Here is a 13,698-nt window from a genome sequence, read left to right on the forward strand (position 1 = left end):
TCCTTTCTATTTTTTTACCCGTAATATTTAAACGAGGTTGACTTGCCTGTGATAAAAGTCTTTGACAACCATATTTATAATATCTGTGATTTTTACTGTATGTAAATTAATTTTAAATTCCGATGATCATCAGTATAAATAATTATCACAAATTAAGTCTTTAGTATAAATATTTCAGTTAAATTTCTGTTCTGGTTTCTTTTTTTAGGACATTGAAATAGTTTGTTTTTCAACCATGTTTCTATTTATTATGTTTCTTATCACACTTATAAAAAATATAATTAATTAAATTTTACGGTTTTTTTTATTTTCTGCTTGAGAAATTAAATTAGTTTTAACAGTTGGTTATATTGTTGTTTTTGTCATTTGTGTTTCTTGATGAGTGTTAATTGAACAGGAGAAAAATTAAAAGTATAAATTTTCGATCGAAAATTAACCATTCTACCGGTGTGGTGATTTGAATGTTATTAAATGAAGATATAACATGCCGGCAAATTTATTAGACCTTGATTCCATATGTTTACAAATTTAAAAAGATATCTTGCATTTTTTGTATTTTTTGCAATTGCTTTAACTACTGGCTGTCAGTCAACTAAGCCAACTTGGTATTCGAAACCTCAAGCAGATGCTAACGAGTATATCTATGCGGTGGCACAGGCAAGAACTTTGTCTCACGCAAAAAAAATTGCAGTGAACAACATTAATGAGAAGCTTTGGACTCAAGTTGAATCTTCTTTCTATATGCGTGAAACCGCGCGCGAAACGAATGGTACCGGGTTTTCAAATAGCCTAGTAGACAACAAAGTAAACACAAAAACCGAATCATTGACCCTCAATGGTATTGAATACGCACATATGGAAGAGAATGATCTCGGTGCATTTGTCGAAGTTAAAATTAAGAAGTCTTTGGTCACTCAGCAGTTAATACGTGAGATCCAAGATTTTAACCGAAAATCTCAAAGAGAAATCGCAGCACTGCAGCATGAAGACAAACTGCTCTGGTGGCTTGATAACCATAATTCATATCAAATGCAGCATGAAGCTTCTGTACGCATTGCGATGTTGTCGTCTTTAAAGCCGAGCTATCAAGTCGACGTCAGTTCTATTGAAAAACTGGTTATTACACATGAAAAAGTAAGTAGCGAGATCAATATTCGCCTTTCATCTGATCGAGAATCGCGCAAGGCCGTCCAGTTACTAGGCAACCAACTTTCTGGTTTTAATATTGCCACATCGATATCTAAGAACAAAAATCAAACGCATATTCTAAAAGTTGCATCTGAGCGCCGTAGAAACAAGGTTGGTGATGCATTTATTTCTACACTGGTATCGAATGTTGAAGTCGTAAATATGAAATCGAAAACAGTATCTCGTAGTGAAATTATATCGACGGGTAATTCGGTCACTAGCTATAAATATGCTGATGAAGGTGCTGCTCGTCACTTCGATGAGCAAGTAAAAGAACAAGGGATTTGGACAGCATTAGGCTTAATTAAATAGCAAACCCCAGATCTGAGAAAAATAAAATAAACATGTTCGGAGAGAATATATGTTAAAGAAAACGTTAATGGCTAGTGCTGTACTTGCAACTTTGTCTGGTTGTGCGTCAGTGAGCGAAGTATGTACACCTGATACACGTGTAGAAATTGAAGCGGCTGAGATCCAGCTCCCGTCTTCAGACGACACCAAGGTGGTTGTTCTTCCAGTTGATCTTGAGTTTAAAAACTCGGCATCGAAAAAAATGCAGTCAGCGATGCGAAATGCGTTAGAAACACAAATTGATGAAACCGGCGCAAATCTCGTTGATCGTAAAATTGCCAACAAAGTAAAAGGCGAAATCAAGCTAGCAGAGCAAAGTGGTCGACTAAGCAGCAAAGGCGTGCCAATCGCAGACTACGCAATTATCACAGAAATTACGCGTGCTGATTTGAGTACTTCATTCAGCGAGCGTCGTACTTACGAGAATGATGAAGGTGAAACTAAGGTAGTTCCAGCGTCATGTAGTTACGACTTCGATGTAGAAGCGATTGCAAAAGTCGTCGCGTTACCAAGTATGGAAGTGATGAAGCGCATTAAACTTGAAGGCGATTTTTATTCATCTTCAGAGACTAGTAATTCTCGTTGTCCGGTAAGTGAGTCAGGCTACGGTTCAATGGCAGCTAAAGCAGCCGCAGAAGCAGTAGATCATTCTACTGATTTGAGCAAGATGTTGGCGGCAAGTGCACCGGTTTTAGAGATGCGCCAATGTGCAGCTGGTACTCAAGTACGTGTTGCGATGGGTAAACAACAAAAAATTAAACCGGGAACGGACATATTATTTTCGAACGCGATGAAATCGATGGAAGGCGAAACCGAAATTTACCCAATCGGCGAAGGCTACGTTGTAAACAACGAGATTAATGCCGTAACTGACAAACATTCTTGGATCGTGATCGATGAAGAACTTTCACTAAAAGTGAAAAAGGGCACTATGGGTAAGGTAGATGCATCAAGCATCCAATGCGACTTTACCGATTTAGAATGCCACGAAAAAAACCTTAGGAATAGCATCTAATTTATGAAAAAACTACTTATTGCAACATCACTAGTGACGATTTTAGTTGGTTGTCAGAGCAACAATGTGACAGTTAAGGAAGCGCAAAACTTTGCGCCATGTACTTTCCCTGATGCACCAACCGTATCGGCTCCGGGTTGGATTTGTGATGTGATTCCTACAGATATAGCTACAGCTGCCAAGGGCTATGCCAAGAAAAGCGCTGCGGGTATGAGTGTGATGCGAAAAATTGCGGTCAACGATGCTCGTGTGAACCTTGCTTCTGAGTTTGAAACTGACGTAAGCAACTTGTTCCAAGCGGCGACAGAGGGCGTAACGTCAACTTCAGCTGCTGGGGGGGTAACTGTTGTCACTGAAGATGTTAAAGAGACATTCGAAAACATCACTAAGTCGGTTGTCAACAAAACACTAACCAACAGTCGTGTCATCGTGAGCCAAGCAAGCCCAACGGGTGGTCTGTATGTTCTAGTCGGTATGGACCAAGCAGCATACGATGCAAACATGAATAAAGTTATCGACGAAGTTGCTGGTGAAGATTCTGCACTGTGGGATCAATTCAACAACGAAAAAGCGGCTGCAGACCTTGCAGCAGCGTTCGAAGCATTGAAAAAGTAACCGCTTAATTGCAGTGAGTAAAAGTGAAAAAGGCCGCCAATTGAGTGGCCTTTTGTTTCTCTACGCTCTTGGAGTGAACTATGCACAAAATGATCAATAAGACAGTATTGGCTGTAGTCATCTCAGCCGCAGTCAGTACTCAAGCTCTGGCTGTATCAGAAGACCAAAAGCAGCAACTAGACAACGCGATTGTTAAAGTCAGTCAGTCTCAAGAAGACAAAATCAAAGAGTTCCACGCTTACGTAAATGCTTACTTAGATGAGTACGAAGCATGGCGTGACGAATACACCAACAAACTTGATCAGCGCCGTAGCGATCTGATTAAGAATTGGGGTGAAGGTGAGGTTTCATCTCAAACCAAACAGGTCGAGTATTCACAAGATGATCAAGTGAAGACTGCCGTCGACTATGAAAGTAATACTGCGACGGTATCTGTGTTGGTTGATGAAGACAGCACACCTGAAAAGATAAAAGCGCTTGTAAAAGATATTCCTGTTGAAGTGGAAGGCCAAAGTGTTGAACTGGCCGAATTGAAAGCTGAAGACCATGCTGTTCTATATTCGTTGAAAAAAGAGCAACAAGAAAAGGACTTTGTAATCGAACAGACACAAAGTCAAATGAATGAGCTTGATGTTCAAGCTGAGCGTCTTATTCAATCAAATACAGGCATTCCAGATTCATTCATTTATCAGCGTGCTCACAACAAAAAACTGGCACTCCTGAGCAAAGCGCAACAGCGTATTGCAGCACAGACTGAGCTGTACGACGAAATGCGTGCTAAATACGGAATTGAAGTGACACGACCAGAGCCTAAGGTAGAAGTCGTTGAACCGGTTGAAAAGGTAGAATCTCCTAAGGAAGTCGCTAAATTAGAGCCAGTTGCAGAACCAAAGCAGCCTTCGAAAGTGGTTGAAAAGACCATAGAGAACGCAGCTGAAAAAGTACCTGAAACTAACGCTGTGAAACTTGAGGCAGCCGTAAAACCTGTGCCTGCAGTGGAAGTGGCTGCTATACCAGTGAAACCGAAAAAGGTGGTGACCTACAAAGTTAAACTTCCTGAAAACAGCTTAAAAGCGCGCGCAAGCAAGTACAGTGCTTTAGCTGAGAAAGAGAGTAAAAACTGGGAAATTGATGCGGCATTGATCATGGCGATCATGCACTCGGAATCGGCTTTCCGTCCTGATGCGAAATCGCACGTTCCAGCATTTGGCTTGATGCAAGTGGTACCAACCAGTGCAGGGCATGATGTGAACAAGCAAGTTCGCAATATTGATGCGCCGATGAAAGTGGCTGATTTGTATCAACCTGTGATTAACGTAGAAACCGGAACGGCTTATCTAGATATCTTGAACAGCAAATACCTACGTAAGGTCAAGAATGACGAAAGTCGTTTGTACTGTGTGATTGCGGCGTATAACACGGGCGCGGGCAACGTGGCGAGAGCATTTAATAAAGACCGCTCTACCAGTATTGGTAAAGCTTCTAAGGTGATTAATGAACTGACGCCACAAGAAGTCTATGACCAACTGGTTGCTAACCTGCCATACGACGAAACCAAGAACTACTTAAAGAAAGTAAACAGTCGTATTGCATTGTATAAGTGATAATTAAGTCATAAATGAGATAACTAGAGCAAAAATAAGTACATGTTGTTGGCATGTACTTTTCTATTAGTGGAAGAGTAGAGAGTAACTATGTTAAAAATTTTCGCGTTAGCGTTTATCGGTGTTGGTATTTACCTTGGTCTTAATTACAGCGATGAAATTGAAAGCATCATGGATACCGATGCGTTTGAGCGAGTGCAAGAAAAAGCCGAAGACGGCACAGACGCTTTAATGGGTAAAATCGACGAGATTAAAGGTTAATAATGTCTCAAGAACAAAGCACAAGTATTCAAAAAGATATACAAGAACTTCAGGATACGCAAGAGTCACTGTTAGAAGAGCAAAAGAAGGGAGGGATAGCGCGCACCATTGGTTTGGTCTCAGTTATTTCAATTGCTTTGGGCGGTTTTAATGATAGCTTCGATGCATTAGAAAAGATGTTTGATTTTGGTCTTTCTCAAATGACGGATATTCCATCACATAGAAAGCTGGATAAGATTTATATTCGTTCATCTGCTGAAACGTTAGATCAAACATTTGGTGCACCTGTATATATTAAGCGCGCAACAACGAACGATGTGATCAAGTATTATCAAGACGACAACTTCATTCTTTCATCTATTACTAGGGATAACGCCATTGTCGCTTATCTTGTGTTCCCAGATGAAGGTTTTGTGCCTGAAACATTAGAGCATGCTGGTGGTAGTGATTTTTTCAATCAGCCTTTTAATGCTATCGAAAGTGTCAATGACATACGAGCGTCGTTCGCGAGAACGGGTAACTATTATATTGAAGAAAATAACGGCGGTGAATTCGGCTATTTATATTCTTCAATCAGTGGTGCGAGTGAATTCATTTCATCAATGACAGAGGGTAATCGAAAACTGCTTGCCGAAGTTGTTGAATCGTTAACTATGGATGAAAATGTAGTAGAGAGCGTACAGTCTTTACGTTTGAATGCTAAACCTAATTTCTATGGTTACAGTACGCTAGGTGTTGATGCTTTAGAAGAAGCTATTTTGTCTAACACAGAATATCGTTTAATTCATAAGAGTTAACCATTAACACATCAGTTCTAGCTTTTTACGAAGCTAGAACCTTATTAGCAGTTGGATTATGGCAAATTTAAAGTTCGAAAGCTTTCTAGAGCGGCTTAAGGGTGATAAGAGAATCATTATTCAAGCTCATGACTTCCCTGACCATGATGCGATCTCTTCCGCATACGCTCTTGCATATTTATTAAAAAAGAAAGGGTTGCGCCCGTTTATTACGTTTCATGGTTATATAGATAGAGTGTCACTCAGAAATTTAATAGATTGGATAGATATTCCAATCTACGAGCCAAAAGATTTAAAATTGCAACCGGATGATAAGATTATTGTTGTTGATGGTTGTATTGGTGAGAAAAATGTTATCGATTTTCCTGGGATAGAGGTGGGAGTCATAGACCACCATCAAGTGAAAGCGCCTGATTTTGTATGGTATTCCGATATACGCTCAAACTATGGATCAACTGCAACCATTCTGGTTGAATATTACCGCTATTTTTCTTTGTCGATGCCACAGAATATTGCAACAGCACTGCTGGTTGGTTTGAGCTTTGATACCGCAAACTTTACCCGAGGAGTAGGAACTGCAGACCTAAAAGCACTGTTGTATCTTCAGGTGAAGGCCAACAATGATATGGTTAACAAAATTTGTCGTAATCAAGTAGAGTTTCACGAATTAAAACTTTTCTATTCAATGCTCGATAGCTTACGTCGTGAAAAAAATGCAGCATTTGCTGTGCTTCCTGAGGGGGGCCCTAAAAATATGCTTGGCGTATTAGGAGATTTCCTGCTGAGCGTTGATGAGCTCGATATTGTCGTCCTCACGGCTAGAAATAGAGAGAAAACCTTTATCTCTCTTCGTTCAGAGTGTTCAAAAAACAATGTCGCGAAGATAGTTAGAAGGGCTCTTAATGAAAAAGGGATTGGTTTTGGCGGCGGGCACCCTCATATGGCTGGCGGCATTATCAACAAACAGTTTGAATTCAGCAGTGAACTTGCTTGTGTTTATGACTTGATTCGACCGAACCTTTTACTTGATGCCTAAGTTCATCAATGAAAATGATTGTTGCTCTATAAGAAGCATCAACTCAAAGGCGATAACGAAAGTTGTCGCCTTTGTCTTATTTACAGCAAACCAAATAACATGAATCTTCCTGAGCCTTTGGTTTGGGAGTGACTCGGTGCACAAGTTAGCTAATGTAGACTCGATCTCGATAAATTGGGATACGTGTTCGAAGTAAATTTGTGAGACGCTTGAACCAGTATCAGTTGAATCACAAGGAAGTTGAATGCACCACTTTAATATCCGTGCTCTTGATTATTTAAACGCGTTATCAAAATATGGGTCATTGCGTAAGGCATCTAAGATGATGAACGTTGACCCAGCGGCGATGAGCAGAATGCTGACACAGCTAGAAGCGCAAGCGGAAATGAAAGTGTGGGAGCGCAACAACCGCCAATCACTGTTAACCGAAGCGGGTAATGAACTGTTGAATTACTACCGTTCAATTGTTCGTGGAGAGGCTGCAGTGCTTGCTCGATTAACCAAGCTTAAAAACCTCAAAGGAGGCAATGTCAGTATTGCCATCGGTGAAGGGTTTATTACCAACTTGGTTTCCAAGCCGATGCAAACTTTCATGGCTCGTTATCCAGATATCAATCTATCGATTGAGATAGCTGGAGCGTTAGACGCGATCAAAATGCTTGAAGATCAACAGATAGATTTTGCAATTACCTATGCTTCCGCACCGCACCCCAAACTACACTCCCACGTTGAACGCAGCCATCCGCTCGAATTGATTGCTCCGAAGGGACATTTCCTTACGATGAAAGAGGCGCCTGTGGTAATGCAAGATATTCAAGACGCTTCTCTCGCCTTGATCGATAACTCGACAGGTATGGGTAGGCTGGTAAAGCAGGCCGAGCAAATTTCCCACCTTACCTTGCAGCCAAAGCTTCAAACCAATTCGGTAACCGCACTGACGAACTTTGTTTCTGCGGGGTTGGGCGTAACCTTTATGCCCAAACTCACCGTGATTGATGAGATCAAGGCTGGCCAGATTGAAGTGGTTGCGACCGATTTGGAGATGTTATCTAAGGCAACCGTTAAGGTTCAATCTTTGAAAGGCCGCGCACTCACGCTACAGGCTGAAACCTTGTTAGATTTCTTACTTGAAAACGCCACTTTCTTGAGTCATGACGCCTACAATATTTAGGAATAGTAAATTTATGGAATAACCCCTCCCAGGCTTCCAAATACCTCCAACATCACAGTTCCAAACCGCCGAATTCGTTTTTAAGTGTAATTGATCTTTTGTCAACGCCATCCCTATTGTTAAGTCAACATGTGCAGAATAAGTTACAAATCATTAACGAAACGAGTTTTAAACAGATAGCTGTGTTCGACAGGTTTTGGCTTTGTTGGGCATTAGGGGAAGATAATGGAAGTAATTGTAATTGGTAGCGGTGTTATTGGGTTGACTAGTGCTTGGTACCTGGCGAAAGAAGGTCATTCAGTCACAGTTATTGATCGTCAAGATAGCAGTGGTAAGGAAACCAGTTTTGCTAATGCCGGGCAGATTTCTTACGGCTATTCTTCACCATGGGCGGCTCCTGGTATTCCATTGAAAGCCATGAAATGGTTAACCCAAGAGCATGCGCCACTAAAAGTGAAACCGTCACTTTCTCCTGAATTGGTCTCTTGGGCGACTAAGATGCTCACTAACTGCAATGAAGCCAAATACGCACAGAATAAATCTCGCATGTTGAGAGTAGCAAATTACAGTCGTGATTGTCTGACTCACCTGAGAACCAGAGAAGAACTGGCTTATGAAGGTCGTCAGAAAGGGACACTGCAAGTGTTTCGAAGCGAGAAACAATTGGATTTCATTCAGCAGGATATGAAGCTGCTTAAAGATAGCGGAATTGAGCATTCGTTGCTTGATGTTGAGCAGTGCTTATCCATTGAACCAGGTTTAGCGGACGTGAAAGATAAGCTGGTGGGTGGCCTGTATTTACCACACGATGAAACCGGTGATTGCCATCAGTTCTGTTTAGCCTTGACCGAAAAAGCCCAAAAGCTTGGAGTTCAGTTCGTGTTCGACACCGAAGTGGTGAGGCTGAATCAGCAGAATCAAACCATTGAGAGTATTACTACCACCCAGGGTGAGTTCAAAGCCGATGCTTATGTGGTCGCTTCGGGCAGTTATTCCCGAGATTTGTTGAAACAAGTCGACTTGTCTATTCCAGTGTATCCAGTAAAAGGTTACTCACTCACATTGCCTATCGTGAATGCAGACAAATCACCAACCTCTACCGTGATGGATGAAACCTACAAGGTAGCGATGACTCGTTTTGATGACCGTATTCGTATTGCAGGAACGGCAGAACTCGCAGGTTTTGATTATCTCATTCCTGAAAAACGTAAAGCCACGATTGATATGGTGGTCAAAGACCTCTTTCCTCAAGCGGGTGATTTTTCTAAGGCAGAGTATTGGACTGGGTTAAGGCCAATGACCCCTGATGGCACGCCTATTATCGGCAAAACACCAATAAAGAATCTGTTTACTAATACGGGGCACGGGACCCTAGGTTGGACAATGGCATGTGGCTCAGGAAAGATCTTGGCAAGCGTGGTTAGTGGCTCAGCTAGTGATATTAAAACTGATGACTTGAGTATCTACCGTTATCTGTAATTGAGGGAAGATAACGGTAGATATCCCATTAACCCTATTCTTGAGTTTAGAATGGGGTTAATGGTGTACGGCTCAGTATTGAGCGTCTATCGGGTGGTGGTTTCTAATACATGAGTAAAGCGATCCCATGATTTTTGGTCAGCTTCTTGTTGATAGTTGTTTGAGCCGAATACAGTAAAGGCATGCGGCGCACCACTGTAGGTGATCATTTCATGCGGAACTTTGGTCGATTCGAGTTGGGCTGCTAGGTTTCCAAAGTCTTCCATTGTAATCATCGAATCTGCTGTGCCATGGAACACGACAACAGGAGCTTTTGTCTGAGAGTAATCTTGGCCTTTCGGTGTTGATAAACCACCATGGAAGGTGACATAAGCTTTCGAAGGTATGCCCGCACGCGCGGCTTCCAACACAGCTGCTCCGCCAAAACAGTATCCCATCATCACGTTGTTATCTAAGTTACCGCCTAGTCTTTTTGCTTCCATTGCTCCAGCATTGAGTAACGTACGCATCTTTTCTCGGTCTTTATACAATTCGCCAGTGTGTTGCTTTTTATCTTTCACTTCGGTTGGACGAATATCTTTACCAAACAAGTCGATGGCGAATACGTTGTAACCGAGTTCATTGAGCATCTCAGAACGTTTCTTTTCGTAATCGGTTAATCCATCCCAATCATGTACTAATAGCACCAAAGGCGCTTGGTCGCTGGCTTCACTCCAATAACCTTCGTAATCCATACCATCGACTTGGTACGTGACGTTTTCTCCTGAAATCGCGGAGAAGGGCAGTAAAACTGAAAACAGGCCGAGCGTAGTGAGTTTTCGCATGAGTGATTCCTTTCGATGACAATTGACGTTTCACTCGAAAGTATAGATAACGCGATGATTCTCGCCAGATTTCTGTTTCTAATTTTGAAGTGTAAGGGTGAAGGTAAAAAATATAGGTGAAGGTAAAAATAAAGTTGAAGTGCACTAGACAGCCATCACGATGAAATGCGATGGCTGTTTTGTGATGTTCTCAGCTTACCAGTATTTGAATAGCTAAAACTGGGGAATAAAGGAAAACATCTACCAAGATGCGTTGGTTTTGGTATTGCTGATACTCATCTCTGGGTATTTTCGCTGATAGCGTGGCAACATCGATTCATTACCTAAGATGCCGCCTTGATGGATATAGATGATGGTTTTGGTTGGGTTGTCTTGTTGCCACTGTTTTAGGCACTGCCACATTAATGGGTCATATAGCAGGTCGAATTCAATGTCGGTTTGTTCTTGTAGATCTAACCAAGTTTGATAATCCTGTTGATACAGCTTACCAAAATGGTGTTTGGTTTTGAGCGGTAAGATCTGTGGATGATCGGTTTCGCCAAGTTCATTGAATTGCTGTGTTAAATACTCACTCCCACCAACACACGCACAAGTTATTACAGGGATGTCGTGGATCTTTAAATGCTTATGAAGGTACAGAGCAGTACTGCCTGTGCCTGCTGGTAGTGCAACCACAAAATCGTACTTGTTTTCGAAGCGAGTCCAGCTGAGTATCTCCATCGCCAGTTGTTTCACGCCATACTCCGAAAGTTGGGAGCGTCCGCCTTCCGGCAACACAATGCAATGAGAGTCGGGTTTTCTAACTTGCTCAATGTATGCTTTTGGGTGCAGCTCTGCTCCAGTTTCTTTAACTGAAATCACTTTAGCCCCTAAGTCGACAGCGCCACGGTAGTTACCGATAGGACGTTCTTGTAGCCATTGAGGAATATGGTCTACATAAAACTCAAGCGTCCAGCCTTTAATCTTTGCGAGTGCGGAGAGTGAAAACAGAGAGTTCGCCTGCGCAGAACCATAGCTGATCAAGGTAGTGGTTTCTGGGTGCTCGTCTTCCAACAGCTTCATGAATTTACGGGCTTTGTTGCCGCAAAAGTGGGAGTGAAGCTGGTCGTCACGCTTTAAGAAAAAGGTGTGGTTGTTGTATTGATGCTGAGTTACAGGGCTATTATTTAGTTTCATCGCACTTAGACAAAATGCTGACTAAAGAGCCTGCATTTTTAAATCAAATAGGGCCAACGAGTATCTAGTAGCTAGCCAGCGCTGTAAACCAACTAAATCAAGTTTTCGTTGGATATTGAGCTTAGTACTACGAGTTTATTTGCTCTGATATGGACAAGGATGAATCGGTTTGAAAGGCAATTTTCGCGGTGCAACCACCACAGCTACGATTGAACAATTCAAAGTCCCAATGGAAGCGCTGACACAAGTCATCGACAATCAACAAGCCTAACCCATGACCATTTGGATTGTATTGTTCTTGCAAGCCTTCACCTTGGTCTTCAATCACAAGATTGTCTTGGGAGAGGGTGATGGTTACAGTGCCGCTATTGGTTGCTGCAATCGCATTTCTCAACAAGTTGCCGACCAACATGTTCATGATCGCGCTGGTGGCTTGAATAATCGGCTCTGATTGAATGTGTAGTGATATCTCGACTTGCTTCTCATCCGCTTGTAATGAATTTTTGGAAACGATAGCTTCTAATTCTTGCTGACTAAACAAACGCAGCGGCGCATCGTCACTGTTTCTTTCATAACGGACTAAACCGAGCAGGGCATCGACCATTTCTGACATTTGAACTATGGCTTCATCAATGCGCTCAACTTGACGAGATTGAAACTCGGTCGTCTCACTGCGAAGTAGTAATTTGTTTGCCCCTCGAGCAACAGTCAGCGGGGTTCTCAATTCATGGCTCGAGTAACGAGCAAAGGCTTGTTCACGCTTAAGCAGGGAATTTATTTCTCGACGATATTGATTGAGTTGATCGGTCAGTTGACGAAACTCAACAGCAGCACCTTCACTGACACCAAACTCTTCCCCTAGATCGAGTTTATTCGAATTGAGTTGCTCAGATAGGGAATTGAAAGGCTCAATAAGTCGTTTAGAAAGACGAGAGAGTAAGGTACCAAAGCTAAATATCAAAATGGATAGCAGTACCAACACAAACGAGATGGCGTATACCAACTCATAGGTATCAAATTCGACGCGATCTATCTCAGACATTAGGATGATCGGGTAAGTTTTACCTTCATGAGAGTACTCTCCCACATAGATCATTCGTGATTCCGGTTCGTCGCCGGCTTCACCAAGAAAGTTATCCTTACCCTCTATATAAGGCGCGTACTCTTTTGGCACAAATGAGAGGTCATTGTATGCCATGGTGAGACCGTCAATACGTATTGCGCCGCTCTCTCCTGCTTGAAAGAGTTCGATAGCATAGTTGCGGTCAATCAGGATGCGTCTTTCACCAACCCGGTCTTCTGACATATACAACCCGGCAACAAAAACGACATAGACGAATGCAGACACAATCACGGCCATTAATCCAAAGAAAACCGCTAGGCGACCGGTGAGGGTTTTGGTGCTTGTCAGAACATTTGAAATCAATTCGATGGCTCCAGACGGAATCCCACTTTAGGGACCGTAATCAACATCTGGGTATCAAAAGGTTTATCGAGCTGATTACGTAATTGATAGATGTGACTGCGTAGCACATCATTGTTAGGCTCGTTTTCTTCCCATAATTTATATGAGATAGCTTCACGTGTTACCACATCAGGTGCGCTTTGGCACAGCATTTCAAGTATGGTGTAAGTGGTAGGGTTAAGCGCGAGCAGTTTATCTTTACGGTAGGCTTTACGAGTTTTTTGGTCGATGGTGAGTTCATCAAACTGAAGTTTTGAAGAGGCCACTTTCCCGCGGTAACGACGAATAAGCGCATTCATTCTGGCTTCCAAAATATCCAAATCAAAAGGCTTGGTGAGATAATCATCGGCACCATGCTCAAACCCTTTCAACATATCATCTCGGCTATCTAGTGCAGTGAGCATTAGAATAGGCGTTGCGTTGCCTTGGTCCCGCAGTTTATTACAAACCGTTAGGCCGTCCATTCGTGGCAGCATCAGATCCAATATGATGATATCAAATGCATTCTCCATTGCGAGTTGCAAGCCAAGCTCGCCGTTGTCCGCGTAGTCGAGTTCCATACCAATACATTCAAAATAATCAAATAAGACACCAGCGATTTCGCGGTTATCTTCGACTAATAGAACTCGTTTCATTTTGATTCTCATACAGAAATAGACGGTAACATTATCCTGAGTGAGTGTGAAAAATATGTCAATAACATAACTTTCACTTGT

General features: G+C 42.1%; 13 protein-coding genes. 9 read left to right on the top strand and 4 right to left on the bottom strand.

Annotated elements, in window-relative coordinates:
• The first annotated feature begins 516 nt into the window (after nucleotides 1–516).
• From BCU75_RS01180 to BCU75_RS01215, 9 genes are all read left to right on the top strand, one after another.
• Nucleotides 517–1,500 carry an LPP20 family lipoprotein gene (locus BCU75_RS01180; protein ID WP_102472711.1) on the top strand — a complete coding sequence of 328 codons (984 nt, stop codon included), beginning with the start codon at nucleotides 517–519 and terminating at the stop codon, nucleotides 1,498–1,500.
• A 49-nt stretch (nucleotides 1,501–1,549) separates the two neighbouring features.
• The gene (locus tag BCU75_RS01185) at nucleotides 1,550–2,554 is read left to right on the top strand and encodes a hypothetical protein (RefSeq protein WP_241904407.1); all 1,005 of its coding nucleotides are present in this window, start codon (nucleotides 1,550–1,552) and stop codon (nucleotides 2,552–2,554) included.
• A gap of 3 nt (nucleotides 2,555–2,557) precedes the next feature.
• Nucleotides 2,558–3,169, top strand: a complete 612-nt coding sequence (locus BCU75_RS01190; RefSeq protein ID WP_102472712.1) for an LPP20 family lipoprotein — start codon at nucleotides 2,558–2,560, stop codon at nucleotides 3,167–3,169.
• Between the two features lie 80 nt (nucleotides 3,170–3,249).
• Nucleotides 3,250–4,773, top strand: a complete 1,524-nt coding sequence (locus tag BCU75_RS01195; RefSeq protein WP_102472713.1) for a transglycosylase SLT domain-containing protein — start codon at nucleotides 3,250–3,252, stop codon at nucleotides 4,771–4,773.
• 90 nt (nucleotides 4,774–4,863) lie between these two features.
• Nucleotides 4,864–5,034, top strand: coding sequence for a hypothetical protein (locus tag BCU75_RS24310; protein ID WP_198592510.1), 171 nt, complete (start codon nucleotides 4,864–4,866; stop codon nucleotides 5,032–5,034).
• 2 nt (nucleotides 5,035–5,036) lie between these two features.
• Nucleotides 5,037–5,831, top strand: coding sequence for an ETEC_3214 domain-containing protein (locus tag BCU75_RS01200; RefSeq protein ID WP_102472714.1), 795 nt, complete (start codon nucleotides 5,037–5,039; stop codon nucleotides 5,829–5,831).
• Between the two features lie 58 nt (nucleotides 5,832–5,889).
• Nucleotides 5,890–6,867, top strand: a complete 978-nt coding sequence (locus BCU75_RS01205; RefSeq protein ID WP_102472715.1) for a DHH family phosphoesterase — start codon at nucleotides 5,890–5,892, stop codon at nucleotides 6,865–6,867.
• A 244-nt stretch (nucleotides 6,868–7,111) separates the two neighbouring features.
• Nucleotides 7,112–8,038, top strand: coding sequence for a LysR family transcriptional regulator (locus tag BCU75_RS01210; protein ID WP_102472716.1), 927 nt, complete (start codon nucleotides 7,112–7,114; stop codon nucleotides 8,036–8,038).
• A 225-nt stretch (nucleotides 8,039–8,263) separates the two neighbouring features.
• Complete coding sequence (locus BCU75_RS01215) at nucleotides 8,264–9,517, top strand: D-amino acid dehydrogenase (RefSeq protein ID WP_102472717.1); 1,254 nt, start codon at nucleotides 8,264–8,266, stop codon at nucleotides 9,515–9,517.
• 86 nt (nucleotides 9,518–9,603) lie between these two features.
• Here the strand turns inward: BCU75_RS01215 and BCU75_RS01220 are convergent, their stop codons facing one another.
• The 4 genes from BCU75_RS01220 to BCU75_RS01235 all read right to left on the bottom strand — a co-directional run bounded on the left by BCU75_RS01220 (nucleotide 9,604) and on the right by BCU75_RS01235 (nucleotide 13,617).
• Nucleotides 9,604–10,341: a dienelactone hydrolase family protein gene (locus BCU75_RS01220; protein ID WP_102464339.1), complete on the bottom strand. Its 738-nt coding sequence runs from the start codon at nucleotides 10,339–10,341 to the stop codon at nucleotides 9,604–9,606.
• A 240-nt stretch (nucleotides 10,342–10,581) separates the two neighbouring features.
• Nucleotides 10,582–11,517 (bottom strand): pyridoxal-phosphate dependent enzyme, encoded by a 936-nt coding sequence (locus BCU75_RS01225; protein WP_102472718.1) that lies wholly within the window; start codon nucleotides 11,515–11,517, stop codon nucleotides 10,582–10,584.
• 127 nt (nucleotides 11,518–11,644) lie between these two features.
• On the bottom strand, nucleotides 11,645–12,943 hold the full coding sequence (locus BCU75_RS01230; protein ID WP_102472719.1) for a sensor histidine kinase: 1,299 nt from the start codon (nucleotides 12,941–12,943) through the stop codon (nucleotides 11,645–11,647).
• The gene (locus BCU75_RS01235; RefSeq protein ID WP_076678954.1) at nucleotides 12,940–13,617 is read right to left on the bottom strand and encodes a response regulator transcription factor; all 678 of its coding nucleotides are present in this window, start codon (nucleotides 13,615–13,617) and stop codon (nucleotides 12,940–12,942) included. Before BCU75_RS01235 ends, BCU75_RS01230 begins: the two co-directional genes overlap by 4 nt.
• Between the last annotated feature and the right edge of the window lie 81 nt (nucleotides 13,618–13,698).

The sequence above is a fragment of the Vibrio splendidus genome (assembly GCF_002873455.1).
Taxonomy (GTDB): Bacteria; Pseudomonadota; Gammaproteobacteria; order Enterobacterales; family Vibrionaceae; genus Vibrio; species Vibrio splendidus_J.

What these genes read in the sequence shown, in the direction of transcription:
- BCU75_RS01205 (WP_102472715.1), top strand. Translation starts at nt 5,890, where the DNA reads ATGGCAAATTTAAAGTTCGAAAGCTTTCTAGAGCGGCTTAAGGGTGAT.
- BCU75_RS01180 (WP_102472711.1), top strand. Translation starts at nt 517, where the DNA reads ATGTTTACAAATTTAAAAAGATATCTTGCATTTTTTGTATTTTTTGCA.
- BCU75_RS01190 (WP_102472712.1), top strand. Translation starts at nt 2,558, where the DNA reads ATGAAAAAACTACTTATTGCAACATCACTAGTGACGATTTTAGTTGGT.
- BCU75_RS01200 (WP_102472714.1), top strand. Translation starts at nt 5,037, where the DNA reads ATGTCTCAAGAACAAAGCACAAGTATTCAAAAAGATATACAAGAACTT.
- BCU75_RS01185 (WP_241904407.1), top strand. Translation starts at nt 1,550, where the DNA reads ATGTTAAAGAAAACGTTAATGGCTAGTGCTGTACTTGCAACTTTGTCT.
- BCU75_RS01215 (WP_102472717.1), top strand. Translation starts at nt 8,264, where the DNA reads ATGGAAGTAATTGTAATTGGTAGCGGTGTTATTGGGTTGACTAGTGCT.
- BCU75_RS01195 (WP_102472713.1), top strand. Translation starts at nt 3,250, where the DNA reads ATGCACAAAATGATCAATAAGACAGTATTGGCTGTAGTCATCTCAGCC.
- BCU75_RS01220 (WP_102464339.1), bottom strand. Translation starts at nt 10,341, where the DNA reads ATGCGAAAACTCACTACGCTCGGCCTGTTTTCAGTTTTACTGCCCTTC.
- BCU75_RS01235 (WP_076678954.1), bottom strand. Translation starts at nt 13,617, where the DNA reads ATGAAACGAGTTCTATTAGTCGAAGATAACCGCGAAATCGCTGGTGTC.
- BCU75_RS01210 (WP_102472716.1), top strand. Translation starts at nt 7,112, where the DNA reads ATGCACCACTTTAATATCCGTGCTCTTGATTATTTAAACGCGTTATCA.
- BCU75_RS24310 (WP_198592510.1), top strand. Translation starts at nt 4,864, where the DNA reads ATGTTAAAAATTTTCGCGTTAGCGTTTATCGGTGTTGGTATTTACCTT.
- BCU75_RS01225 (WP_102472718.1), bottom strand. Translation starts at nt 11,517, where the DNA reads ATGAAACTAAATAATAGCCCTGTAACTCAGCATCAATACAACAACCAC.